Here is a 26,071-nt window from a genome sequence, read left to right on the forward strand (position 1 = left end):
ATTACCTCCAGCCAGTATTTTCTTTATTTTATCATTTACTAAATCCGAAAAATACTAACAAAAATATCCGCCAATCCGATTTGAAACCGGAATGGCGGATTAAATGTTTACACATTAAATTGGCTTTCATATAAACGGAAATAAAATCCCTTGCACCGAAGAAGTTCTGTATGAGTACCTTCTTCAATAATTTCCCCATCGTGAATGACATATATACGATCAGCATTTTCAATTGTTTTTAAACGATGGGCAATCACAAAAGTCGTTCGCCCTTCCGTCAAATGATGCATTCCTGATTGAATAGCAATCTCTGTTCTTGTGTCGATGCTCGACGTAGCTTCATCGAGAATTAAAATATCCGAATTTGCTAATACAGCACGGGCAATCGCCAATAACTGACGCTGCCCTTGACTTAAATTTTTGCCGCCTGAATTGATAATCGTCTCATATTTTCCCGGCAAATGTTTGATGAACTGATGCGCCGAAGCAACTTTCGCTGCCTGAATTACTTCTTCGTCCGTTGCATCGAGACGTCCGTAGCGAATGTTTTCCATTAATGTCCCGGAAAATAAATACGTTTCCTGAAGAACAATGCCGATCCGTTTTCGCAAATCATCAATTCGGTAATCCTTTATATCTTGTCCATCAATTATGATCGATCCGCTTTGAAAATCATAAAACCGCGATAACAGATTTATGATGGTCGTTTTGCCTGAACCAGTCGGACCGACAAGAGCAATTGTTTCGCCCGGTTTTGCACGTAAAGAAATTCCTTTTAATATTTCTTTATCAGAATTATAGCCGAAATGCACCTTCTTAAACTCTACCTCACCCTTAATCCGTTCAATCCCAACAGCCGTTTCGCTGTCCGTCAAATCCGGCACCTCATCCATGATTTCAAATACTCGTTCCGCTCCGGCAATTGCCGCTTGGAGGGTATTCATTAAGCTTGAAAGCTGATTGATTGGACGGAAAAATAACCGTGAATACGTGACAAATGAAGCGATAACACCGACCGTTGTCATACCGTTCAATGTCAGCAATGCTCCTGTGCCGATAATTAGCGCAATACCTAAGTTGTTAATAAAATTATTGACCGGACCTAAAAAACCGCTATACGTATCCGCAAGCATCGCTGAAGTTCGCAAGTTTTCATTGATGTTGCCAAACTGTGCGATTGAATCTTTCTCTTTACCAAAGAGCGTAATTACTTCTTTGCCGCTAATGCTTTCTTCCACAAAACCATTCAGTTCCCCTAAGTCCTTTTGACGCTTCGAAAAATTGCGGGAGCTGAATTGAATGATAACTTTTGATGCCCAAATCATTAACGGAATGACCCAAAATGATACTATCGCTAAAATCCAGTTAAGAGCGATCATTGCAATGGCCACGCCGATAATCGTCAATGCTGATGAAAAGATTTGTACGACACTTTGAGTGAGCGCATTATTCATATTATCAATATCATTGGTCACACGGCTCATCAGTTCTCCATGCGAACGTTGATCAAAAAAGCGCAAACTCAAACTTTGCAGCTTCGCAAATAAATCAGACCGTATGTTGCGAATCGTTCGGAGTGATACATGAATCATCACATATTGCTGAAGCCAAGTAAAAATCGAAGCAAATACATAAATGCCTGCTAATATAATCGCCATCCGAACCGAGCCGCTGACGTCTCGAGGAATAATATAATCATCGATAATAATCCCTATATAATACGGGCCTAGCAAACTCAAAACAGAAGAAAATAGCACAAATACAATGGCAGCAATAATTGCTATTCTTTGTTTTTGCATATAAAACCAAATACGTCTTGCAGTCTGTCTTTGGTTTTTCGCTTTTTTCTTCGGACCGATGTAATGACGGCCTCCTCCTGGCCGCTGAAACTGAGGAGCTTCATTTTGTTTATTCATCGTCTGACTCATTTCACTCCCGCCTCCTTGCCGACCTGAGTAGCATAAATTTCTTGATACAATTTATTCTCGATAATTAGTTGCTGATGTGTACCGATTCCCGCTATTTTCCCATCCTCTAACACAATAATTTGGTCAGCGTTTTTAACCGATGAAATTTTAGAAGAAATAATAATTTTCGTCGTTCCTGCAAATTCGTTTTTCAGCACCTTTTGGATTGCCGCTTCAGATAAAGCATCGACTGCAGAAGTTGAGTCATCAAGGACGATAATTGCCGGCTTACGCACAAAAGCACGAGCGATGGAAATACGCTGTTTTTGCCCGCCTGATAAATTCGATGCTCCTTGAGTCAAATGGTAATCCAGTTCTCCATCAAGCTTTCGGACAAATTCAGCAGCCTGCGCAGACACAATAGCCGTCTCCATCTCTTCTTCCGTAGCGTACTTTTTGCCATATCCCAAGTTTTCCTTTATAGTGCCGGAAAACAACAGCGCTTTTTGCGGCACAAATCCAATCGCTTCACGCAATGTTGTCAAATCGTATTGGTTAATATTTATACCATCAAGTAAAATCTCACCCTTATCTGCATCATATAAACGAGGCAACAACTGAACTAAGCTTGATTTCCCGCTTCCAGTTGAACCAATCACACCGATTGTTTGACCGCTTTTAACATGAAAATTTAAATCAGACAGTACATATTCGCCGTTTTTGCTGTAACTGTAGCTGACATTTTCAAATTGCAATTCTCCACGTATGTTTTCCCTCTTCTCGGCATGTTCGATTTGCTTAATGTCCTCTTCTGTATCGAGCACTTGCATAATCCTGTCGCCGGAAGGAAAGGCACGGGTAATTTGCATAAGCACATGGCTACTCGTCATTAGCGAGTTCATAATAATCGTCAAATAATTGATGAAAGCGATAATGACACCAACGTTGACCGTTCCATTATCAACCTTAATCGCTCCCATCCAAATCGCAGCGACAATTCCAAGGTTGACAATAAATAATAAAATCGGCGACAATCCCATAATTACTTGGTCAGCACGTATATTGACAGCTGTCAAATTATCGTTCACCGTATGGAATTGCTTCACTTCATGTTGTTGGCGGCCAAAAGCTTTAACAACACGCATGCCCGCCAAATTCTCCTGCAGTTTCGTATTGACGCGATCGACCGCTTCCTGAACCTTGCCAAACAAACTTCCTGCTTTAATCGTGAAAATGACAATCAGCACAACGAGAATCGGCACAACAACCATTAAAATCGGAAATAATTCTCGAGCAGTGAAAAACACAATAATAATGCTACCGATAAACATAATCGGACCTCGGACAAAGATTCTTAATGTCATCATAATCGCCTGTTGCAATGTCGTTATATCATTTGTCAAAATCGTAATCAGTTTACCTGAACCAAATTTATCAGTATTCGGACCTGAGAAATAGCCGATTTTCCGAAATACATCTTTACGAAGATCCGCAGCGACATTCACTGCAGTACGGGTGCTGAAAATTGTACTCCCCATCCCTCCCAATAGTCCGATGACAGCTGATACAAGCATCCAAATACCCATCGTCACAACATAAGCTTTGTCTCCTTCCGCTATCCCGTTGTCGATTATATTTTGCATAATAGCAGGCTGTATTAAGTCCATTCCAATTTCAACAAACATGAAAAAAGGACCAAGAAAAGCTATCCACATATATGGTCTTATATATTTCATTAATTTACGAAAAGATTTCATCCTCTTACACCCTCTTACTTCATATCCACATTATGTAACTACTCATTTTTCTTTTGGAAGTCTTTAAGCTCCTGTTGCAATTGTTTCAATAAGCTGACAAGCGTTTCTGTTTGTTCCGGCTGATTGCGAACAACTTTTTCCGCATGACGTATTTGCTCTTTCAGCAGCAGCAACTCGTGCTTCAAATGCCGTGCTTCCTTCGATTGTTTCCATTCTAGGACGCTTCTCCACTCCGTCCAAAAATCTTTGCCATTTAAATCTTGAATGCGTTTCATTGTATGCTCTCTTCCAATCGCATTCAATTCATAGACATTTTTACCGTCTATTTCTTTGACATCGACATATCCGTTTTGCTGAAGCATCTGCAGCATCGGATAAATCGTGCCTGCGCTGGGACTATACACATTTCCGCTTCGTTCAGCCAGCTCCTTCATAATTTGATAGCCGTGCATCGGCTTCTCCAGCAATAAGCAAGATACAGCTAACTGAATAAATCCGGTTCTTCTTGATTTTTTCATTTCTCTTGCCCCCTATCTATTACGATAATATTAATCGATATAGTTAATTTTTGTCTAATTTTATTTACTGATAATTTTTCATGAATACATAAAAACACCGAAATATGGAAAATTACTTATAGATAAGGAGGTGCTAAAATGACCAGAATTGGTGTAGAGGAAGGATTAACGGATATTCAGCAGGCTTTAAGCGCACAAGGCTATGACGTATCCCAGCTGCGACATGCTGCCGATGCGGCAAATGTTAACTATGACTTTTGTGTAGTAACAGGTTTGGATACGAACGTTATGGGTATTCAAGACACGAGCACAAAAGCGTCCATCATTGAAGCGAACGGACTAACAGCTGATGATATTGTCAGCGTAATTAAAAGCAGGCTTAATCAATAAGCGTCCTGCTTATACTTAAGTAAATAACCGCGTTTGTAAGACATAACATGTAATGTAAAAAAAGGCCCTCGAAAAACTATGACTGATCGAGGGCCTCTCTATTTGCTTTTAATGTATTAAATCTCTTAAATGAATGCCGCAGCCGTCAGCAAGCGATTCTCCTAACTGTTTATCCGCTTGATAGAAGTGCATAATTACTTCCCTGACTATATCAACATTGCAATCCTTTAACTGAGACAATTCGTGAACCAGGTTAGCAATTACTGTTTTTTGGATATCTTCACGATAACTTCTGTAAATTTCCCCTGCTTGCTTATAGGCATCTTGATTTTGTTTTGACAGGCTTCCTTCAAGCCATTGCGTTGTATAATCTTTTTCGCTTAGTCTTTCTTCTCTATCTAATACTGCTACTTCATTTAATGTCATTATCCCGACTTTATGGTAAGGAAAATCACATTCAAGCCAATCATTAGTAGGATCAAGCGGATCATATGAATAGTGAGCGTTTTTCTCCGGATCTAAAACTTGCATAAATAAGTCCCATTCAGGATAATCGCCTCTCTCAATGGCAATATACATATCATGTGTCGCATAATGGCGATCGAGCACCTTTACCCGCTCTGCCTCATTGGGTTTTAAACTGACGATACCTTGCTTCGGAATATACCGAAGCTTCACATAATATTCTTTACCTTCAGCATTTGTCATTCTATACGCATGTACTGTTGTACCGCGCATTGTACGATAAGAGGCCGGAATGCCTTCATCTGTGTACAAGTGCAAGAGCATATTTGTTGTCTCACTGTTTTGCGCCATAAATGACCAATAGTGTACAGGGTCTAAATTATTTAATTCCCCTTTCATTTTTAGAGAAACAATAGGGTCACGAACAAAGCTGACCGGCAAATTACTACCGACAAACTCATAATTCCCTTTGTCCGCAAGAAATTTCACCGTAAACTCATGAGGCTCTCGCACTGTTTCAGTAGTATTCACTCCATGAGCATTCGTTGCAAAATGAGCTGAAATAGCTGTCTCTTCTCCTGCATCTTGAAAAAAAGCTAAGTCCGTATATGCCTTCATGCTGTTCGTTAGCTTAAACGTTCCAAAAGCGCTAAACCCGCATGCTCCATAAGTACTTTCCGGTAAAATCTCTTTTCCGTAATAAGCTAACGCTTCTGCTATATGCGGTTCTTCTAAAACAAACGGTCCTCTTCTGCAAGCATTTTTTGCAAGCTCTTGTTCAATTAAATTCATATCCATTGCAAGTCCCCCTTTTCATTACAATAAATTCCCTCTCCCCCCCTTTATAAAACTAAAGTTTTCTAGAGATTTGTTTGATGAGTAGGAAATACAGTAAAATATAGCGAAATATACAAGGATGGAAGGAGGAGAGATTTTTGAATAAAAACAAACTAAGAATGTTCATCTTAATATTCAGAATTATCGTTATCCTTACAATAGGCGGTACAGTAATTAATCAAATATATAAAAACTATCAAGCGAATACTCTTATTACCGAGGAATGTTTTAATGACTTTGATGAAGAGAAAGCAGTAGTAGTTATTAAGAGCGATGACCTTTTGTCGCTAGTCAGTTGTGAATAATAATAGTTTTGCACGATGACAGCAAAAAGGCTGACGCCAAAGAACGCGTCAACCTTTATTACTATTTAATTACCTTTATACTGTATATACTTCACTAACAAGTCGATCGCTTTCGGAATCGCTTCTTCATGCGGATTAAGTTTCGCATGATGGAGACCATACTCCGAATCGACGCCGAGCCAAAACATGAAACCAGGAATCTCCTTCAGCATGTAGCCGAAATCTTCACCCGTCATCGCTTCACGGCAACGAATGACTTTTATGTTTGTTTGCTCCTCAGCAAATGCCACAAACTCCTCTGTCAAGGTTTCATCATTGTCCACTTGGTAATACATCGCACCATAATCAATCGTAACTTCGCATTCATAGCCGACTTTCAAACCTTCAGCCAATGCTTCAATACGTGACTTCACTTTCTTCATGCTTTCTGCAGACAGTGTACGAATTGTCCCTTCCAGTCTGGCATTATCAGCAATGACGTTTTGAACTGTGCCTCCAGTAATCTTTCCAATCGTAACAACTGCTGAATCTAATGGATTCACATTTCTCGAAACAATGGATTGCAATTGATTGACGAACTGGCATGCTGCAATGACCATATCATTCGTTTGGTGAGGATAAGCAGCATGTCCGCCCTTGCCCTTCAAATCAATAAATAACTCTGATGTATTGGCAAATAATAACCCTGGTTTGACAGCGATTGTTCCGACTGGATATTCTGGCGCAACGTGGAGAGCGATAATCATATCAGGCTTATTTTCCACCATATAACTCGATGTCATCATCGGCTCTGCTCCACCTGGACCTTCCTCTGCCGGCTGAAAAATAAACAGCAAGTCATCATCGATTGGATGAGAAACGAAATGTGTCAGCACCCCTAAAGCGATACTCATATGGAAATCATGACCGCATGCATGCATTCGCCCTTCATGCTTAGAAGGGAATGCTAAACCAGTTTGTTCTTCAATAGGAAGACCGTCAATATCAGCACGGTAAGCTATTGTCTTCGTCGGTTTTTTTCCCTTCACTTTTACAAAAATACCGGTTTTCCACGTCTCTATTGTCAGCCGATCCTTCGGAAGCCCGTTTAAGTAATCTAGCAAATAGGCTTGCGTCTTAAATTCCTGAAAGCCTAACTCAGGTATTTGGTGCAAATCTCTTCTTATACTAATAAAATCGCTCACCATACATCCTCCTGCTCGTTTTTCACCATTTTAAAAATGACCTAAAGGCGATTTCCACCGATAGGTCATTCGTTATGCTACTTCTTATAGTTTGCGAAGCTCTTGCATAATTTCAGTTTTAGATTTTGTTTTGTCATCGATTTGTTTGATGACACGGGCTGGAGCGCCTACTGCTACTGAGTATGGAGGAATGTCCTCTGTAACAATTGCGCCGGCAGCGATTACTGAACCTTCGCCGATACGAACGCCTTCTAATACAACAGCATTAGCACCAACTAATACGTTGTCTTCAATGATTACAGGCTGTGCTGAAGGCGGCTCGATTACGCCAGCAAGAACTGCACCAGCTCCGATGTGACAGTTGTTACCTACAGTCGCACGACCTCCCATAACAACGTTCATATCGATCATTGTGCCAGCTCCGATTACAGCGCCAATGTTAATAGAAGCGCCCATCATGATAACTGCGTTGTCGCCGATTTCCACTTGGTCACGGATGATTGCGCCTGGCTCGATACGAGCATTAACGCCTTTCATATCCAATAATGGAAGCGCCGAATTTCTGCGGTCGTTTTCCACTACATAATCTTCAATTTTAGCAGCATTAGCTTCTAAAGCAGCGCTAACTTCTGCCCAATCGCCGAACACAACGCCTGATTTACCGTCAATAAACGTTTTTGAGCTTTCGCCAAAGTTAATACCTTCAAGGTCACCTTTAATGTAAACTTTTACAGGTGTTGTTTTTTTTGCATTTCCAATAAATGCGATAATTTCTTTTGCATCTAACATTTTCATAAAAAGAAGTTCCTCCTAATATTCAGTAAATATGCTATTTTTTACTTTATCAAACCGCTTCATTTAAAACAAGCTAAACGTTCTTAATTATTGCATACTTGTTTCTTCTATATATTCTTTGACAACTTCAACAAAAGCCTGCACTTGCTGAAGCTCGAATGACTTTTCATATCCTAACAACCATGTGTCCCGCTCAAGATGCTCATTATGCTCATCTAATAAAGGAATTTTAAAAATATCGACATCGTGGTTTTGAATCGTGATTGCTGGCAAAATTGCATAACCGATGCCATTAAGCGCCATTTGCTTGCACGTCTCAATTTGATCAACAACAATCGTTTGCTTTGGTGTGCTTTGAAAATGATGATGCCACCAATTTTGAATTTCCTGATAATAATTAGAATCGCTCTTAAATTGAATGAACGGTCGATTTGTTTTCAATACATCCTCAAGCTTATTCATCTCTGTATCGACCAAATAAAGATGGTCTTTAAATAGATGATGACGGACACCTTTCCAGTCAGGAGTTCCACGAATGATACCAATGTGAACGGTATCATCATATAAAGCTTTTAAAATGTCACTACTCCAGCCTGTCACTAATGAAATTTTCGCTTGCGGATATTTATTGACGTAGCGCTTCAGTACTTTCGGGAGCCAATTTTGCCCGACAATTGTTGCACAAGCGATTTTCAGTGTGCCATACACTTTTCGGTCCATTGCCTGAATCGATTCGCGAACTTGTTCCTCACGCATCATCACATCTTGTGCAAGCTTAATAATTTCCTCGCCGGCTGGTGTTAAGGTCAACCCCTTTTGCGAACGGATAAAGATCTTTGTCTCCCAAGCCTTTTCAATCGTCTGCAGACGTTGGGATAAAGCTGGCTGCGATACAAATAATCGTTCAGCAGCCTTTCTCATATTCATTTCCTGAGCTAAAACGGTCAACAGCTGATACTCTGAAAAATTCATACTACCCCTCTAATCATCTAAAAACCGTCACCGGTCCTTTTTCATTTTTGATTTTGCTCCTAGATACCACTTTAATGAAAAAGGAGACATGCGGGAGGACTAAGACAGCCGCGCCGTGAAACCCGCTCTTGGTTTCACAGAGTGGATGGCTTAGGACCGAGCATGGCAGGTGTAAGGTTAGACAGCTTTCTTATTTCGAAGTTATACTTTCTTACTTTTTTAAAACCGTCACCGGTCCTTTTTCATTTTTGATTTTGCTCCTAGATACCACTTCAATGAAAAAGGAGACATAAGAAGAGAGTCTAATCTTTCTAGACTCCCTTGTTTGTCTCTTCTTCCTTCTTAGTTTTCACTTGGTCCTGAAGTTCCTTCAAAATGGCTCTTCTCGTCAGAATCCCCTCAAATACACCTTCATCATTTTCAATACAAATAAATGGGTGATCAATCAGGAGATCTAAAGCTTCTTCAAGTGTCGCACCTTGCTTTAGACGAGCGATATCGGCATTCATGACATCTCTGACTTTTAAGATTTCGAGCTTTTCGAATTCAATACGCTGAATCCCTAAAATTCGGTCAAATATTAATGGCAAGGATATTAAGCCATGAAGCTTATATTGGGGATCTAGAACCGGAATTGCTGTGTAGCCACTTTTCGTCAAAACGAGCAAACCATGTTCAAGCGAATTATCTACTTGAACATGTGCGACTCTTTCAGCGGATATTATGTAGTTTTCAATTGTTGAAGAAAGAAGTCCATCATTATTACAAGTCAGCATAATTTAACTCCTACCTTACTTTAACGTATTTGCCGTACAAAAGCTGAAAGCAGCTTCCGTTTTATTATAGCATAAAAAAGCGAACCTTTTTCATTGAAGTGAACTCAAGAGGCGAGTTCAAAAATAAAAAAGGACCGGTGACGGTTTTTCTCATTGTCTAACCTTACACCTGCAATGCTAGGAGTATAATCCATTCCGGCTATGAAATCTAAAAGCTGATTTCCCATCCGGACTGTCTTATATCTGCCGCATTGCTCCTTTTTCATCGAGGTAAATCTGAGTTGCATAGTTCATGATGAAAAAGAACCGGTGACGGTTTTTCTCATAAAAAAAAGCATTCGAAACCATTTACATGGTAAGGAATGCTTTGGTGTTATTACGCGTTAAGAATTTCAAAAATTTCAATCGCAATCATATCAATGTTGTCAAATTGGTATTTAGATGATTTTTCTTTTTCATCATAAACTTCAAGCTCAAACATAGCTGTCTTATTAAAATATGTCACTTGACACTTCTTCACACCATCTATCTCAAAAAAGCGTTGAGCAGTTTCTGTTTCTTTGGCCTGTTCTTGTAAGTTAAATAATCTAGTAATGATGCCTTGTAGTTGACTCAAAATAAGCATCTCCTTTCAGTATGTAACAAAATTCATATCAGTAGGTTACACTATAACACACAATTCTATCCGTATGCTACGCATTAGTGTATTCTGAATTTTCTCTCATTGTTTACTTTTAGCATTTATCCATTTAAAATGACAGTATCCGATTGAAATGGAGGTATTAAGTATGCCAACAGTACAACAAATAAATAGTACATTATATTGCATAGATTGTCACGACATACAGCGAAAAAATCGAACAGGCTCCTATGTTTTTAAGGATCAAAATTCAATAAGTCTAATCGAAACTTCCGCAAGCCCGTCCATTCCTTACATACTAGAAGGCCTGAAACAGCTCGAAATTAAACTTGAAGATATAAAGTATATTATCGTCACTCACATCCATTTAGATCATGCTGGCGGTGCCGGCTTAATGCTGCAGCATTGTCCGAATGCCAAGTTGATTGTGCATCCTAAAGGCGCCAGACATTTAGTTGATCCAAGCCGCCTTATTGCAGGTGCGAGAGCTGTGTATGGAGAAGAATTCGACCAGTTATTCGATCCAATTATTCCTATCAGTGAAGAAAGAATTCTAACAGTCGCTGATGGTGAAAAGTTAAAACTTTCAGACCGTACATTCACCTTTTACCACACACCAGGACATGCTAATCACCATATAGCTATTCATGATTCTGAAACAAATGGCCTATTCACGGGAGATACAGCCGGTATATATTACCGCGAGCTTGACGATGAAAATTTCAATTTAGTCATGCCTTCGACTTCGCCAAGCCAATTTGATCCTGAAGCGATGCTAAAATCACTTCAGTTATTCTCCGACTTACAGGCACAGTCTATCTTCTTTGGCCATTATGGTCAGCATGATCATCCTGAAGAAGTGTTTAAACAAGTGCGCTACTGGTTGCCTATTTTCATCGCGGAAGCAGAAAAAGCCATGGCAAAACCATTATCCTTTGAAGAGCGCGTCCAAGAAACAACAGATAGTCTGATGACAATTTGCACCGACTTTTTATTATCTAAAGGGTTGACGAAAGAACATCCTGTATTCGAAATTTTATCATTAGATTTAAGTGTATCCTCTATGGGTCTTATTGATTACTTAACTAAAAAACAATAGGAGTTTTCAACATGAACAAAGTTATTATTTATTCACAATCGAATTGTCCACCATGCGAGTTTGCGAAATTGTATTTTAAGAACCATGACATCGCATTCGAAGAAAAAAACATTACCCGTGATAAAAAAGCAAAAAACGAAATGATGGTGAAATATGACGCATTTTCCACACCAGTAATCGTCATAAACGAACAGGCAATTATCGGCTTTGATCAAGAAAGAATCGAAGAACTACTCATATCAGAGGCTTAACAAAAAAGCCAAGACAATGCGTTTATATCCGCAATGACTTGGCTTTTTCAGGCTTTCACGACATGAATAAGTCTTTAGTTGACTTACTCATGCTTCAACTTTTTTACTTCTACTTTAACCTCTAATGTATGCGGACCACCGTGATAAACACCTTGCAGCGGACTGACATCTGAATAGTCCCGCCCTTTGCACAAAATCACATGATTCTCCAACACCTCTACATTGTTTGTCGGGTCAAGGCCAATCCAGCCGATACCCGGCACCATAATTTCCACCCAGGCATGTGTCGCATTATCCCCAACTAAATTCGAATTCTGGCCGATATATAAATAACCGCTGACATAACGTGCCGGAATGCCATTTTTCCTTAGTATGCCGAGCATTACATGAGTTATATCCTGGCATACACCACTCTTTAATCCAAATGCTTCTTTTGCCGTTGTCTCTACTGTGGTCGCCTCCGTATTGTATGTAAATTCATTATACAAAAACTCCATCAGCCGAATAGAAAAATCAATCGGGTTACTATTTGGACCGATTATGGATATCACTTCATCGACCTGCTGTTTTTCTAAGTACGTATAACTTGTCGTTCGTAAATATGGCAAATAATGCTCATGGAATAATTTCGAATAAAAGATAGCTTTCATTTCTGAAGAAAACTGAATTTGCTGCAAATAAGGCGCTTTTTGAATGCTTACGATCGATTTCGTTTCCACTTCGAGGAGCTGATGCTTCTCAGGGATAAAGAAACTGCCGATATTATTGCCCCAAATATCAACATGGTCACTTGTCATTGAAGCAGGCGTAATTCTGGAACGATAGGAAAGCAACCTTTGACATTCGTTGTTTCTCGGCTTCAGACGAATCGTATTCAAGCTTTGTTCGACAGGCGTCTCATATTGGAACGTATTCGTATGAACTATTTTATATTTCATTTCCCTCTCACCCCGTAAAGTATGAGTAATTACTGTTGTTCACTTAAGGGCTGTTTACTTGGCGTACATATTCATCTTTTCCCGTCTGCTTCAACTAAATAATATGTGGAAGAGAAAACATCGCCAAAAAGTGCACATAAGTTAGAAAGATTTCTTGTAAATGCCAGCGCTTCTCCAAGACTGAATTGTTCAATACCGGTTGTTTTGACAGCTGTCATCAGTTCTTCAAGTACACCGAACATTTTAACTGAATAAGGAGCAACCTGCTTTCTTTCAATCGCATTAATGGCATGTCTCACCGTCTCCAGTCCATATCGGACAGAGCCCGGGAAAGTACGATCAGTAATTAGATAATTTAAAATCAGCTCCGGTCTTTTCGTCCGATGCTTTTTAGAGTAATCTTCATAGCCATGAACCAGCTGAAGAGCAAAGTTCATATCATACTCCTTGAAACTCGCCCCGTCTCTAATAGATCGCTGGAGCATCGTTTGAACAATTAAAGCTGTTTTGCCTGCTCGCTCAAGGCCTTTTCCGATTTTAATAAATTGATATGCCTCATCGCGCGTCATTGCAGAGTCTATAAACCCGGTAGCTGTCATAGTTGTTCTCTTAATCCGCTGCAAAAACGTATTTATGTCACGCAGCGAAAATTGCGACTGTGCCCGCGCTTGATATTTCTCATGCTGTAAGAATAAATACAGCTCATTCCAAACCTCCCATAGTTCATTCGGAATGATATCTCGCGTCATGCGGGCATTTTCACGAACATTGCTCGTCATCACTGACAGAGCATTTAAATTGTTATTTGTAAAAGCTAAATAGTCAACAATCTTCCGGACACGCAAATCAGCATATAAACTCTCATATTCAGAGCGATTGCCGCAAATCTCCAATATCGATTTCCAATCTTGGAGATTTGTCTCATCTCCGCCCGATTCCTCCAGCATTCTCACTAGCTGTACACCGAGAATGTGGGCATTGCTTTCTGTTCTTTCACTATATCTTGCCATCCAATATAATGCATCGGCCACACGACTAAGCATTCTGAAACACCTCCTTTAATATCCATGTGTCCTTTCCGCCTCCGCCTTGCGAGGAATTTACAACAAGCGAACCTTCTTTTAAAGCCACTCTCGATAAACCTCCCGGCAAGACATGTATATCATCGCCTTTCATGACAAAAACTCGCAAGTCAATATGGCAAGGATAAAATCTGCCTTGCTGATAGACAGGCGCTCTTGATAATTTGATGGTCGGCTGTGCTATGTATTGTTTTGGATTTTCGATTATTTTTGCGCGGAATGCCTCAATTTCTTCCTTTGTCGCGTGAGGTCCTATAAGCATATCGTAACCACCTGATGCACCGACATTTTTGACAACCAATTCATTCAAATGATCCAAAACCCAAGCCAATTGTTTTTCACAGCTCAATAAATATGTTTCTACATTAGGAATAATCGGTTCTTCATTTAAATAATAGCGAATCATTTCCGGCACATATGCGTACATTGCCTTATCATCAGCCACGCCATTGCCTACAGCGTTCAAAATCGCTACATTTCCATTTTTAAAAGCTTCTATTATTCCGTTGACTCCTAATAAGGAATCTTCGCGGAATACACTCGGATCGAGGAAATCATCATCGATACGGCGATAAATAATGTCAACTCTTTTTAGTCCTTGAATCGTCTTCCTATAAACAATGCTGTCTTTGACGATCAAATCGCGCCCTTCTACAAGCGGAATATTCAATTGTTGTGCAAGAAATACATGATCATAGTAAGCGGAGTTGTATACACCTGCTGTCAACAAGACAGCTTGAGGATCTCGATGTTTCTCCATATTGGATGGAATATGTGATAAAAGTGCAGATCGCATTATGGAAAGTTGATAATCCAATGACTGAATTGATTGTTTTGAAAAGAATTCCGGATACACCTGTCTCATTACATACCTATTCTGATAGACGTAAGACATTCCGGATGGATTGCGCAAATTATCTTCTAAAACACGATACGTTCCATGCTCATCGCGAATTAAGTCGATACCTGCGAGAAAGATGTGGTTATTAAGTGGAACCTTTGTCCCCATTACTTGTTTGTAATAATAAGCATTTTCATTTACGAGTTCAGATGGCACAATTCCCGCCTTAACAATATTCTGGTTATTGTAGATGTCATCAAGGAACAAATTGAGCGCTTCTACTCGCTGTTTCATTCCTTTTTCAATCATCTTCCACGTGTCAGCCGGGAAAATAATTGGGACAAAATCAAACGGCATTGTCCTTTCTGTACCACCCTCTTCACCATATACAGTGAATGTAATTCCTTGCCTCAGGAAACTGGATTGTGCTGTCTCGTGCTTCTCTCTCAACTCTTCTTCTGAAAATTTCAATAATTTAGAATAAAATGATTGATAATGTTCTTTTGGCTCTTTTCCTTGCAGCATTTCATCAAAAAACCGCCCGGTCTCATACGGTCTAAACATATAACCCTCGCCTCCGCTGTCATTAAAATAACTATATTATTATAAGAAATATAATACGACATTTTTTGCCAATATCCTTTTTATTCATGAATTTTTTCACAAAAAAACTGCAAAAATTTTTGGTAGCGTTTTCACGAAATAATAAAAAGAAAGCCTGAAAAGATTCTTTATCTAATCAGACTTTCATAGAAAGTAACTCAAAAACTCCACTCCAATATGTTTGATAAGGCAGATTTCACGATTCGATAACAATGTTTCGCTGTCTCAGCAATCGAAGACTCCCTATCTTTAGATTCTTCAGTCTCAATATTGCCTGACTGTTCAGATACCTTCACTGTGTTTACTTCCTTATTTGCCTCTGTTACAAATTGATTTGGATCAAATTGAGGGTCGATAGCTTTTATCTTCCATTGGTCATTCACCCATGCAAAGATAACTGCTTCATAATGATCATCATATCCGATTGGGCCTTCCGTTGACTGAGGAAAAAACTCATAAACAGCCGCTCGGTCAAGCTCAGCATCGGTTAACACCCAAGTATCTCCTTCGAACATAAAAAAGGGTATATAGTAAATAGGAAAATCCGTGCCCAGAACATAAAAAAGTCCGTCTTTATCTTTCATCATATTAATGGTAATAAATCGTTCAATGAAAGATTCTGTAAAATATGGCGACATTTTTTTCTTCACTTCAACATATGAATACCCTTTGTCGCTTAAAGAATATGGCACTTCCGCAGCTTCCTTCGTCAACTCGATCATCTGATAATCGAACACTACTGCCTCTTCAGCTGAAGCAAAACTCCCAAACGCAAAAGTCAAGAAAATGACAGTCAATAACAGCCAATACCTATTCTTCACTCCCATCTCCTCCTATACTACTTATTTATATTTTATCAATATGAGCTGCCATAAAAATATATATGCTGTTCGTAAAAAACATACAATATATGACAGCGTTTGCGATCACTTTGTTTTTTATACCCACTCGTAAACGTATGAAACAAAAAGCCCCTTTAAAAAGTCAAAGGATGACCTCTTAAAGGGACTGGCTTTAAAAAATATCATGTTCGAATAAATAGTTATAAGATATATCAATGAATAAATATTCTTGAGCGTTTAATGGAACCGAAAATGTCCGGATGATCTCGCCTGTCTCAATATCGCTGTATGAATCCGACAGCTCACCCTTCTGGTCATTTCGCATCGTAATAATTGTCTTCAAGAAATATGGCCGCCAGCTCCAGTTCTTTTGCTTATACTCTTCCTGAATAACCCATTCCCCGTTACTGCGAACGATATTAGGAGACGTTTGGAATCCGTCTTCATCGCATACATATAAGCGGAAAGAGATGTCGTCAAGTAATGTCGCCAAGTTCTTCAACTGTACTAAATCCACACTCGAAGGTTTTACTTTACTTACAATCGTCTGAATTGTCTCTTGCATTTTTTTCTTTGCATAATAACGATTCTCAAGCGTTCTTTTTTCAGAAATAATGAAACGGTGGCATTCTTCTTTGAACTTATCTTTTAATTGTTCGCGATCGATAAAATGATCCGCAGGCTCGGCTAAATAAACCCCTTGATAATAGCGAACTCCATTCTTCCAGGCAAACTGCAGCTGATACACATCTTCAATTCCTTCAACAAGCAGACTTGCGCCTATTTTTCTTGCTAAAATTCCTGTTGATGAAATGAAATCCTTTTGTGTATCCCACGATTCTGAAATGAGCAATTCATTATTAATCTTCAGAATTTGCGGAGACAAAGTCGCAATCTTTTCAAGATGGCTATTCAATCCTAAATCGTTAATCGCAATCTTAATTCCGTATGTTTTGTAATATGTCAATAAGTGATGCAAACTATCAAAATCACCTTTAAATCTGTTCTCTGACAACTCAATTACAACGCGGGAAAGGGCATCTTCCCCCAAATGATTCTTTAGAAGCTCCAGCAAGCTGTCACCATAATCAAGCATTAGCAAATCCGCTTCACAGCGAATAAAAATTAAAAAATTCTCGTCTGAAGCACTAATCTTCTTCAAGGCAAGCTGAATTAAGTATTGGTCGACCTCAATCCGATATTCTTCCGGAACTTGTTCATCTTGCATAAGAGATGCTACGTCTATCGTACCTGAATCATTTACATACCGTCCGAGTATTTCATACCCGATTACCACGTGCTCATCCGCACTGAAAATGGGTTGAAAATATGGCTGTAGATGTTCAAGATTTGTCAACATTTCCATACTATCCATGTTGTACCTCCCGAACATTATTCTTGATAGTTTTATATACTTTCCATTTTACCATTATCATACTATTTTTTCTATTTTATAGAAGAGAAAAATTAAACAGTTTACTCAAAAAGGGAATAGAATCGGCAATGCTATTAAGACAATAATGCCGATAAATATTTGCATCGGCACGCCTATTCTGGCAAAATCCTTAAACTGCAGTCCCCCAGCATTCATTACCAATACATTAGCCGGTGTGGCAATCGGCGTTGAAAATGACATGCCTGCAGCCATGGCAACCGCCATTACGAATGGATACGGGCTCGATCCCAAACTAACAGCTGTCGTAATCGCAATAGGTGCAAAAATAACAGCTGTAGCTGTATTGCTGATAAACTGGGAAAAAACAGTTGTCAAAATGAAGAATGCGATAAGTACACCATATGGCCCAAATCCGCCGAACAACTCAAGGATTATATTACTGATAAATTGCATGCCACCTGTTTTTTCCAAAGCGATTGCCATAGGCAGCATTGTAGCTATGACAACAATTACTTCCCAGCTAATTCGCTGGTAGCTGCCTTCGAACGTACGAATACAACCGGTTACTACCATTAGAAAAGCGGCTATAAGAACGCTAATAACAGGAGTGAATATATCAAAAATCATTAACGCCAGCATGAAAAGCATGATAGCTCCCGCAATCGGGGCTTTACCTTTCGCAAAAGCTAAATCGGCATCTTTAGACACCGTTCCCAGCACAACGAGATCTTTCTTATCCAATGCCAGCATCTCAATGTTTTCCCATTGTCCGTGAACAAGCAAAGCATCTCCTTGCTTCAAACGTTCCATCGATAAGCCGGATTGAATGTATTGGCCCTTACGCTTAATAGCCAGTACGTTACAGTCATAACGCTTGCGAAAATGAATATCTGCGAGTGTTCGATTTTCTAATGAAGAATGCGGCGTGAGCAAAATCTCTGTCATGCCGAAAGTTTTGTTTAAAAAATGTTCTTTCATTTCATTCAAGCTGAACTGTTTTACTTCAAGCTCATACTTATCAGAAAACAGCTGCACTTGCTCATATTCTCCAAAAATCAGCAAAAGATCTTCTGGATAGATGACATCGCCTGCTTTCGCAACGATTGTTTGCGTATTGTTTAAGAGCGGCAGTTTTTCTTTTACTTTTCTTTCAATCTCTACAACTGTAATGCCATATTGCCCAGCTAAGCTCAAATCAACAATTCTCTCTCCGACAATATCGGAAGATTGCGGCACATAAATGAAATGCAAATGGTCATATACTTTATAGATCCCCGCAAGCTCACCGGGCGAAAAACCATCATTTGCAGCTATTAAATTCGTCTGTTTCTTCGGCAAAAGCTTTCTGCCGAATGTCAGCAGGTAAAGCATACCAGCCAAAAGCGCAATAAACCCTATACCGGTAATCGTAAAGAAACCAAGCGCAGGATAACCTTCATGAACAAGCGCATCGCTTACAACTAACGTAGAGGTTGTACCGATTAACGTCAGTAAGCCTCCTAAACTGCTTGAGTAAGTTAATGGAATTAAAAACTTGGAAGGATTTATATTCAATTGAACAGCAATACTCATGACAACCGGAATCAGGATTGCGACCGTTCCCGTATTACTAAGGACCGTACCGAATAGACTCACTGTTATCATAATAATAAACAACAGCCGACTTTCATTATTGCCTCCGAGACGAAGCAGCATTTTGCTGATCTTGCTTGCCAGTCCTGTATCAAAAATACCGGCGCCAACTATAAACAAGCCTGCAATCATTAATACAATACTGTTCGAAAATCCGGAAAGCGCTTCTTCCGGCGTTAAAACCCCAAGAACAGTCAACGCCAATAGTGAAGCGACCGAAATAAAATCCGGGCGGTATTTTCCTTGTATAAAGAATAGAATTACAAACAATAAAATAACGAATGTAATAATCATGGGTGAAGTAGTCAATATATAACCCCCAAGCTTTATGTATCATCAACATTATTATAATAGAATATAGGACGAATGGACAGAACAAAAGCGGAAGCGCCCTCTAAAAAGCATCGTATGAACTGATGCTCTCAGGATGAGAGTCACATCGACGAAGATATGCGGACGTAGCGCCTTTAGTCGCTGTACCTTGCTTGCAGGCCGATTCCACATTTCAACGTTGACTTATCGAAAGGATGGTTGCCGAAGGGCAATAGGTACTGGGCGCTGGAGCTGGACGTCGATACACTTGTTTTAACTTATACACAATGTGAATTTTTATAATTTCTTATACAATAAGAAAAATCATCACGGTCCTTTTCTTGTATTAGGCAAAAGACTATTCTACATAACGCTTCAATATGTACAGGCTCAATAAAATTCGGATGTCCATACTATAATGTACACCCGCAAATCAACGAAGAAACGGAGGTTTTTTAATGTACTATTTCAGAAACACATCTCCCCCTTACTACTATTACACAGACGGATATAATTTGCCGATTCCTCAACAAGGCCAAGAGGATGAGCGGTTTTTCGGTTTCGGTATCCTGCCTTTCGTCGCAGGTCTGGCAGTCGCTCCATTATTATTTAATCGGCCGTGCTGTCCTCCTTATCCGCCTTATCCGCCTTACCAGCCGCCATACGGCTATTTTCCGCAACCGTATCCATATCCCCAAAGCTTCCAACCGCAGCCGTTTAATCCGATGTATGGAAATACTCAAGAAACGATCAATATTTACACGTAATATAAGATTTACAAATAATATGCTATAGACACACACGGTTAAAAATAGTATGATACAAGCGGTTGCTTTAGTGAGTTTTTCGGTGCGGGGTTTGTCCCCGCCCGCTGCAAAGAGGAACAATTTACATGCTCCTTATTCCTTTCTACAAATTTTTATCCTTTACTTCTCGAAAAATGGACACAATTCCGTCCCCTTTCTGTTATTTTCCCTGACAAAATGCATTGAAAATCAGTAAAACGTGCAAATTTATGTTGTTTTTGCGGATTATTTGAAAAAAACCGTCAAAAATAAGGAATATTTAGATGTTTCCATCACTTTAACGCAGCAAAATGTTATAATAAAGACAAATCGCCAAATCGGGATACGTTTATAAATATAATGTATAACCTTAAAGAAAGGAGTTGCCAAATGGAAGAGAAGCAATCACATTCTCAAACCTTTAAAGAACATGAACTTTATCAAGCAATATTTATTGTCAATAAACATGCGAAAGCAGCACCGATGCCAAAATTGCTCTATAAATTAAAAAGACAAGCTCTTCAAAAATTGATAGAGGAAGGGAAAGCACTAAAACTGGGTCTCCATTATTCTGATAACCCCAAAAACGCCCAACAACAATCAGATGTCATTATCCAGTGCGGAGATTATGTATTTCATCTTCCTCCATCTAAAGAGGATATTAAATGCCTTCCGCATCTTGGAAAGCGTTCTCTTAACATAAGAAATCCAAAAACACATATGTCTTTAACAAGAGCGAAAGCAATCCTTAATGCTTATATCGGTCCGACAGAAGAAGAAGCACCTAAGCAAGACATTCGCAGACGAACAGCAAAGACACAAAACAGATCTTTTGAACGTTCATATTTTTCAACACAACGTAAAAACGAAGCCAATGTATTCACATCTTCCTTTCTCGGCAAAAAAATGTACAAGTAACTTTTAAGCAGCTATTATTTTTTCTTATATAGACAGATAAAAGCCGCATATACAAACGGTCCACATATACGAAAAATCGTATAAGGCCTTTTGCTTATGCGGCTTTATTTTTACTTCATAATGAGCTCTTGAAGTTCCTCTACCAGCTTCTTATAATCCACAAAGAATTCCGGCAGTTTTTCTTTCATCACATTTCGAAAGAGTGCCTCACATATGTTGGAGTAGTACCAATATTGATCTTGCTTCCCTTTTGTGAAAGCAGACCACACTTCTTCCCCCATATCTTTTTCATATTTTAAGATGTTAGATAAATTATCCAGTTTATCAGCCGCGATTAAAGCTTTTACTTGCAGCGAACCGTGTTCCGCATTTACAATCGTTTGTGCTTTTCGTTCTCTCCATGGAAGTTTGCCATTTTCAGTATTAGCCTCTACAAGTGCTTTTACTTGTTCTCCAAATCGTTCGGATACTTCTGCAATCGTAACAGCCGAGTCTTCTACGACATCATGTAAGTAGCCGGCAGCCACTACTGTTTCGTCAAAACCGGCGCTCTGCAGTGTTGAAGCAACATTTATCGGATGGTTCATAAACGGCTCATCATTTAACTTTCTGACTTGGCCTGCGTGCGCACGCTCAGCAAATTGCTTAGCTTGTAATATTAGTTTTGACATGATTACAACATCCCTTCTACTAGCTTATAAAATGTGCTGATCAATCAACATAATTAATTCAGCAATTTCAGGTTTGCTCACTTGGGCATTAGCCCCGACCATTTGCCCCTTATGCTTCAGATCTTCCGTAATTAAAGAAGAGAATATAATGACAGGAAGTTTCCCGAAATCCTTTGATTCCTTTACTCGCTTCGTTAAATGGTGTCCATCCATTTGTGGCATCTCAATATCGGTAACAATCAATTGTACTTGTTCATCGAGCTTTCTGCCGGAACTGACAATACTCTCCAAATAATCTAGAGCTTCCTTCCCATTTTCGAAAAACTCGACATATTGATACCCAGCTTCTGTCAAAGTATCATTCAGCAGTTTGCGCAATAAAGGCGAATCCTCTGCCACAACAATTCTTTTCTCGGAGCGCTCCCGCTTGCCGAGTTTTTGCACTTGCTGAACGCTAATGCCTGATTCCGGATTGATCTCAACTACCATTTTTTCGAAATCCAACAGCAAAATCATATCTCCGTTTAATTTAATTACACCTATGATTTGACTTTCACGACCCTGATACATTTCTGAAGGCTTCTCGATTCGCTCCCAAGAAATACGGTGAATTTGTGTAACACTATGTACATGAAATACAATCTTTTGTTTATTAAACTCCGCTACAATGAACTTATCTTGCGCAGGATTCTCTGATGGAGGAAAATCTAATGCTGCAGCAACATTCACTACCGGCAACACTTCTCCCCTTAGTTCAATTATTCCTTCTACATTTTTATGCGATTGTGGAACAACGGTGATCGGAACGGGGTTAATAATCTCTTTTACTTTTATTACATTTATTCCAAAGTGATTATTCCCTACACCAAATTCAACTATTTCCAGTTCGTTTGTACCGCTTTCTAATAAAATCCCCTTTGTTTGTAACATATCTTTCGCCTTCCCCATCTAAACTTATCTTTAATTAGTAATACTATAACACGTAGTTTCTTTATTTTATTACAAAATATTCATTTTTTTGCACTATTCACTAAATATCCATCATATTTTGGCAACATAACCTTTACCTTTGTCCCTTTATTTTTGATGCTTGCATATTCTATGAATCCATCATGATCTTGGATAATTGATTTAGTCACCATGACACCCAGACCGGTGCCTGATTCTTTATTTGTATAAAAAGCTTCGCCGATTCTTTCAACTTCGGCCTGTTCCATTCCGACACCATTATCTTCTATTTCAATCACTACATAGTTGTTAGAGCTGCTGCATGACAAATTAATTAGTCCGTTCTCATGTTGGATTGCTTCAGCCGAATTTTTCACTAAATTAAAGCATACTTGCTTAATCTTGCTTAAATCACCTTTAATATACAGTTCCTCTTTCACATAAATCTGGAAAACAATCCCTTTCATGTTTGTGTAAGAAGTCATAACTGTATGTACAGCTTGCAATAACTGCGAGATACAAATGATTTCCTTGCTTTGCTGGTTCTTCTTCGCAAACTGCAAATAGTCTGTAATGATTGATTCTGCCCGGTCCAGCTCTGATAATACGAGCTTCATATATTCTTTATTCGAATCGTTAGAGTCTTTTTCCACCAATTGAACAAACCCTTTTACGACGGTTAACGGATTGCGGACTTCATGCGCAATGCTGGCCGCCAATTCACTGACCACCATCATTTTCTCAGAGTTTTCTACAGCACGCCGAAGTCGGATTGTCTCACTGATAAACTCTGTTATATAAATTATTACAAAGAAAAAAAGTATGTACGCTAATGAAAAGTATAGCAGCCACGGCAATTTTACCGTTGTCAACTCTGCCGGATTAATCAGGCTCGTTATGTAAATAATCAGAATATGCGCACTGACGGACACTAAAGCCATTATGAACGACCATACATATTTCATTTTCTTAAACAACTTATTCCAGCGTGAGTGCAACAAAATCGGAATCAGATAAATAAGAGGAAAAAGAACAAATTCATATATTCCCCATAAATAATTATCAAGTAGACGAAACAATAAAGTAAATACCGCAAGAAAGACTCCTAATCGGCGATTTCCATACAAAAAAGCATACATAATAATCAGAGAATGAAAATCCAATATAAACTTGTCGTCGTAAACAAAAATTGGAAAATTAATCACAATCAAACTCGAGAACATCATCAATATTAGCAGCGTTCTATGCGGCTTCCATGTAAATGGAAATAACTTTTCATCATTGAAATACATTTGATAAAAAATAATAGGACTAATGATTATGAAAAATTGCAGCAATATCTCTTCTAAATAAAGCATAGACTTCTATTCCCCAAATATCTCATTTTCTCCATTTTACCATTTTTTACTTAAAAAGTGACAAATTTATTAATTTTATGTATTAATATCAGAAAAATAACTCCGTCAGAAAACTAATCCTTGATTACAAGTGTTCTTGCTATTAAGTCATGAAGCGCTTGGTTTTTCTTGGTGAATAAAGCTAGTAAGTAACCGATAAATAAAATATTTGACAATCCAAACATCACTATATATCGAACCACAGCTCGGATAAAACCAATCCTCCTCCCATCCATTGTTGTCACTTTTATTTTCATCATTCTTTTCCCAATTGTCGCCTGCCATTTTGAAGATTGTAAACCGGCATAGTAAGCAATACCAATGATGATAGTAATGAGCATATACCCTCTGTTGTTGTTTATAGAATATGCAGTATCGCTAAGTTGAGAAATATCATAATCAATACCAAAGAACGAAAGCACTCCTAAATAAGTAAGCAAAGTCAATATACTGCTGACAATTAATAAGTCGATGAAATAAGCGCCCACTCTACTGAAAAATGATGCATATTGATAATTCAAATACAATACCTCCTACTATTTGCAAGTTGCCCCTAAGATGCCCTTTGATAGCTGACACTATACATTGCAACTAGCACAGTTACGATTATTTCAATTATGTAATGCAAGTGATAATATAGAGATATTGATGATAGGAGGGAAAGTTTTGAACTACATAAATGATCGGGTCAAGAACATCGAAATTTCCGGAATCAGGAAGTTTTCCAATCTGGTAGCACCATATAAAGATGTCATTTCACTTACAATCGGGCAACCGGATTTTCCGACGCCTGAACATATTAAAGAAGCAGCAAAAAAAGCGATTGATGACAATTATACAGTCTACACACACAATGCCGGTTTTATCGCAGTCAGAGAAGCCGCGTGCCGATATGTTAATAAAAAATATCAATTATACTACAATCCTGCTGATGAGGTAATTGTCACTACTGGAGCAAGTGAAGCAATTGATATTGCTCTCCGGACTATCTTAACGGAGGACAGCGAGGTTATTATCCCTGCGCCCGTTTATCCCGGCTATGAACCAATCATTACTTTATGCGGAGCAAAACCGGTTTATGCAGATTTGACAAACAACGATTTTCGTTTGACAGCAACCATTTTAGAAAAATATATTACCAAGCGAACGCGCTGTATTATTTTGACGTATCCATCTAATCCTACAGGCGTAACACTGTCTCAAGGCGAATTACGAGAATTAGCAGAGCTGATCAAAAAACATAATATATATGTCATTGCTGATGAAATATATAGCGAACTTGTTTTTGAACAGCCACATACAAGTATTGCTTCTTATATAAGGGACCAAACTATTGTCATTAATGGCCTTTCCAAATCCCATTCTATGACCGGCTGGAGGATTGGATTTTTATTTGCCGAAAAAGAGTTATGCCAACAAATTTTAAAGGTGCATCAATATAATGTATCCTGTGCGTCTTCAATCTCGCAAATGGCAGCATTAGCTGCTTTAACCGACGGATTCGATGATGCAGCACCGATGAGGGAGGAGTATAAACAACGCCGTGATTATGTATACGGAAGACTTCAGAAAATGAATTTGGATGTCGTGAAACCAGAAGGCGCCTTTTACTTTTTCGTCAAGCTCCCGCAAGGATACGATTCTTCTTTCGACTTCGCTCTGAAGCTCGCTGAAGAAGGCAAAGTCGCCGTTGTTCCCGGAAGTGCATTCACTCCATACGGTGAAGGATATTTCAGGATTTCCTATGCCTATTCAATTGAAAACTTAGAACAGGCTCTCAACCGACTTGAAACATTTTTGCAACGTTGAA

General features: G+C 39.0%; 26 protein-coding genes. 7 read left to right on the forward strand and 19 right to left on the reverse strand.

Annotation, left to right across the window (positions count from 1 at the left end):
* Positions 1–107 precede the first annotated feature (107 nt).
* Genes IEO70_RS00690 through IEO70_RS00700 form a run of 3 tightly spaced genes read right to left on the reverse strand, consistent with a single transcriptional unit; the run spans position 108 to position 4,182 of the window.
* On the reverse strand, positions 108–1,916 hold the full coding sequence (locus tag IEO70_RS00690; RefSeq protein ID WP_190996545.1) for an ABC transporter ATP-binding protein: 1,809 nt from the start codon (positions 1,914–1,916) through the stop codon (positions 108–110).
* 8 nt (positions 1,917–1,924) lie between these two features.
* Entirely contained in the window at positions 1,925–3,664 is a 1,740-nt protein-coding gene (locus IEO70_RS00695) for an ABC transporter ATP-binding protein (RefSeq protein ID WP_190996432.1), read from the reverse strand.
* A gap of 38 nt (positions 3,665–3,702) precedes the next feature.
* Positions 3,703–4,182 carry a PadR family transcriptional regulator gene (locus IEO70_RS00700; RefSeq protein ID WP_190996433.1) on the reverse strand — a complete coding sequence of 160 codons (480 nt, stop codon included), beginning with the start codon at positions 4,180–4,182 and terminating at the stop codon, positions 3,703–3,705.
* Positions 4,183–4,320: 138 nt separating this feature from the next.
* On the opposite strand from IEO70_RS00700, the gene IEO70_RS00705 reads away from it, so the two are divergent.
* Positions 4,321–4,572 carry a YkuS family protein gene (locus IEO70_RS00705; protein ID WP_190996434.1) on the forward strand — a complete coding sequence of 84 codons (252 nt, stop codon included), beginning with the start codon at positions 4,321–4,323 and terminating at the stop codon, positions 4,570–4,572.
* 108 nt (positions 4,573–4,680) lie between these two features.
* Here the strand turns inward: IEO70_RS00705 and IEO70_RS00710 are convergent, their stop codons facing one another.
* Complete coding sequence (locus tag IEO70_RS00710; RefSeq protein ID WP_190996435.1) at positions 4,681–5,835, reverse strand: catalase; 1,155 nt, start codon at positions 5,833–5,835, stop codon at positions 4,681–4,683.
* 137 nt (positions 5,836–5,972) lie between these two features.
* On the opposite strand from IEO70_RS00710, the gene IEO70_RS00715 reads away from it, so the two are divergent.
* Complete coding sequence (locus IEO70_RS00715) at positions 5,973–6,179, forward strand: hypothetical protein (RefSeq protein ID WP_190996436.1); 207 nt, start codon at positions 5,973–5,975, stop codon at positions 6,177–6,179.
* A gap of 65 nt (positions 6,180–6,244) precedes the next feature.
* On the opposite strand, the gene IEO70_RS00720 is transcribed toward IEO70_RS00715, so the two are convergent.
* The 5 genes from IEO70_RS00720 to IEO70_RS00740 all read right to left on the reverse strand — a co-directional run bounded on the left by IEO70_RS00720 (position 6,245) and on the right by IEO70_RS00740 (position 10,522).
* Positions 6,245–7,366 (reverse strand): N-acetyldiaminopimelate deacetylase, encoded by a 1,122-nt coding sequence (locus IEO70_RS00720; protein ID WP_190996437.1) that lies wholly within the window; start codon positions 7,364–7,366, stop codon positions 6,245–6,247.
* An 81-nt stretch (positions 7,367–7,447) separates the two neighbouring features.
* Positions 7,448–8,158, reverse strand: a complete 711-nt coding sequence (gene dapD, locus IEO70_RS00725) for a 2,3,4,5-tetrahydropyridine-2,6-dicarboxylate N-acetyltransferase (protein ID WP_190996438.1) — start codon at positions 8,156–8,158, stop codon at positions 7,448–7,450.
* An 87-nt stretch (positions 8,159–8,245) separates the two neighbouring features.
* On the reverse strand, positions 8,246–9,130 hold the full coding sequence (locus IEO70_RS00730) for a LysR family transcriptional regulator (RefSeq protein WP_190996439.1): 885 nt from the start codon (positions 9,128–9,130) through the stop codon (positions 8,246–8,248).
* 311 nt (positions 9,131–9,441) lie between these two features.
* Entirely contained in the window at positions 9,442–9,906 is a 465-nt protein-coding gene (gene cbpB, locus IEO70_RS00735) for a cyclic-di-AMP-binding protein CbpB (RefSeq protein ID WP_190996440.1), read from the reverse strand.
* Positions 9,907–10,282: 376 nt separating this feature from the next.
* Positions 10,283–10,522: a DUF1797 family protein gene (locus IEO70_RS00740; protein ID WP_190996441.1), complete on the reverse strand. Its 240-nt coding sequence runs from the start codon at positions 10,520–10,522 to the stop codon at positions 10,283–10,285.
* A gap of 172 nt (positions 10,523–10,694) precedes the next feature.
* On the opposite strand from IEO70_RS00740, the gene IEO70_RS00745 reads away from it, so the two are divergent.
* On the forward strand, positions 10,695–11,645 hold the full coding sequence (locus tag IEO70_RS00745; protein ID WP_190996442.1) for an MBL fold metallo-hydrolase: 951 nt from the start codon (positions 10,695–10,697) through the stop codon (positions 11,643–11,645).
* An 11-nt stretch (positions 11,646–11,656) separates the two neighbouring features.
* Positions 11,657–11,896, forward strand: a complete 240-nt coding sequence (locus IEO70_RS00750) for a glutaredoxin family protein (protein WP_190996443.1) — start codon at positions 11,657–11,659, stop codon at positions 11,894–11,896.
* Between the two features lie 83 nt (positions 11,897–11,979).
* On the opposite strand, the gene IEO70_RS00755 is transcribed toward IEO70_RS00750, so the two are convergent.
* The 6 genes from IEO70_RS00755 to IEO70_RS00780 form a co-directional block, all read right to left on the reverse strand.
* Positions 11,980–12,834, reverse strand: a complete 855-nt coding sequence (locus tag IEO70_RS00755; protein WP_190996444.1) for a transglutaminase family protein — start codon at positions 12,832–12,834, stop codon at positions 11,980–11,982.
* Positions 12,835–12,905: 71 nt separating this feature from the next.
* Positions 12,906–13,877, reverse strand: a complete 972-nt coding sequence (locus tag IEO70_RS00760) for an alpha-E domain-containing protein (RefSeq protein WP_190996445.1) — start codon at positions 13,875–13,877, stop codon at positions 12,906–12,908.
* A complete protein-coding gene (locus tag IEO70_RS00765; protein WP_190996446.1) occupies positions 13,870–15,321 on the reverse strand; it encodes a circularly permuted type 2 ATP-grasp protein in 1,452 nt (483 codons plus the stop codon). Before IEO70_RS00765 ends, IEO70_RS00760 begins: the two co-directional genes overlap by 8 nt.
* Before the next feature lie 197 nt (positions 15,322–15,518).
* The gene (locus tag IEO70_RS00770; RefSeq protein WP_190996447.1) at positions 15,519–16,181 is read right to left on the reverse strand and encodes a DUF3993 domain-containing protein; all 663 of its coding nucleotides are present in this window, start codon (positions 16,179–16,181) and stop codon (positions 15,519–15,521) included.
* Between the two features lie 193 nt (positions 16,182–16,374).
* Positions 16,375–17,577 carry an EAL domain-containing protein gene (locus tag IEO70_RS00775; protein WP_190996448.1) on the reverse strand — a complete coding sequence of 401 codons (1,203 nt, stop codon included), beginning with the start codon at positions 17,575–17,577 and terminating at the stop codon, positions 16,375–16,377.
* 105 nt (positions 17,578–17,682) lie between these two features.
* Positions 17,683–19,539, reverse strand: coding sequence for an SLC13 family permease (locus IEO70_RS00780; protein WP_190996449.1), 1,857 nt, complete (start codon positions 19,537–19,539; stop codon positions 17,683–17,685).
* A 461-nt stretch (positions 19,540–20,000) separates the two neighbouring features.
* Between IEO70_RS00780 and IEO70_RS00785 the strand changes: the two genes are divergently transcribed.
* On the forward strand, positions 20,001–20,309 hold the full coding sequence (locus tag IEO70_RS00785) for a penicillin-binding protein (RefSeq protein ID WP_328820838.1): 309 nt from the start codon (positions 20,001–20,003) through the stop codon (positions 20,307–20,309).
* A 408-nt stretch (positions 20,310–20,717) separates the two neighbouring features.
* Entirely contained in the window at positions 20,718–21,245 is a 528-nt protein-coding gene (locus tag IEO70_RS00790; RefSeq protein ID WP_190996450.1) for a YkyB family protein, read from the forward strand.
* Positions 21,246–21,355: 110 nt separating this feature from the next.
* Here the strand turns inward: IEO70_RS00790 and IEO70_RS00795 are convergent, their stop codons facing one another.
* The 4 genes from IEO70_RS00795 to IEO70_RS00810 all read right to left on the reverse strand — a co-directional run bounded on the left by IEO70_RS00795 (position 21,356) and on the right by IEO70_RS00810 (position 24,782).
* The gene (locus IEO70_RS00795) at positions 21,356–21,916 is read right to left on the reverse strand and encodes an HD domain-containing protein (RefSeq protein WP_190996451.1); all 561 of its coding nucleotides are present in this window, start codon (positions 21,914–21,916) and stop codon (positions 21,356–21,358) included.
* 24 nt (positions 21,917–21,940) lie between these two features.
* A complete protein-coding gene (locus IEO70_RS00800) occupies positions 21,941–22,846 on the reverse strand; it encodes a chemotaxis protein (RefSeq protein ID WP_190996452.1) in 906 nt (301 codons plus the stop codon).
* A gap of 80 nt (positions 22,847–22,926) precedes the next feature.
* The gene (locus IEO70_RS00805; protein ID WP_190996453.1) at positions 22,927–24,222 is read right to left on the reverse strand and encodes an ATP-binding protein; all 1,296 of its coding nucleotides are present in this window, start codon (positions 24,220–24,222) and stop codon (positions 22,927–22,929) included.
* Positions 24,223–24,335: 113 nt separating this feature from the next.
* On the reverse strand, positions 24,336–24,782 hold the full coding sequence (locus IEO70_RS00810; RefSeq protein ID WP_190996454.1) for an RDD family protein: 447 nt from the start codon (positions 24,780–24,782) through the stop codon (positions 24,336–24,338).
* A gap of 145 nt (positions 24,783–24,927) precedes the next feature.
* On the opposite strand from IEO70_RS00810, the gene IEO70_RS00815 reads away from it, so the two are divergent.
* A complete protein-coding gene (locus IEO70_RS00815) occupies positions 24,928–26,070 on the forward strand; it encodes an aminotransferase A (protein WP_407948176.1) in 1,143 nt (380 codons plus the stop codon).
* Position 26,071: the final 1 nt, after the last annotated feature.

This window comes from Peribacillus faecalis (assembly GCF_014712675.1).
In the GTDB taxonomy this organism is placed as follows: domain Bacteria; phylum Bacillota; class Bacilli; order Bacillales; family DSM-1321; genus Bacillus_AD; species Bacillus_AD faecalis.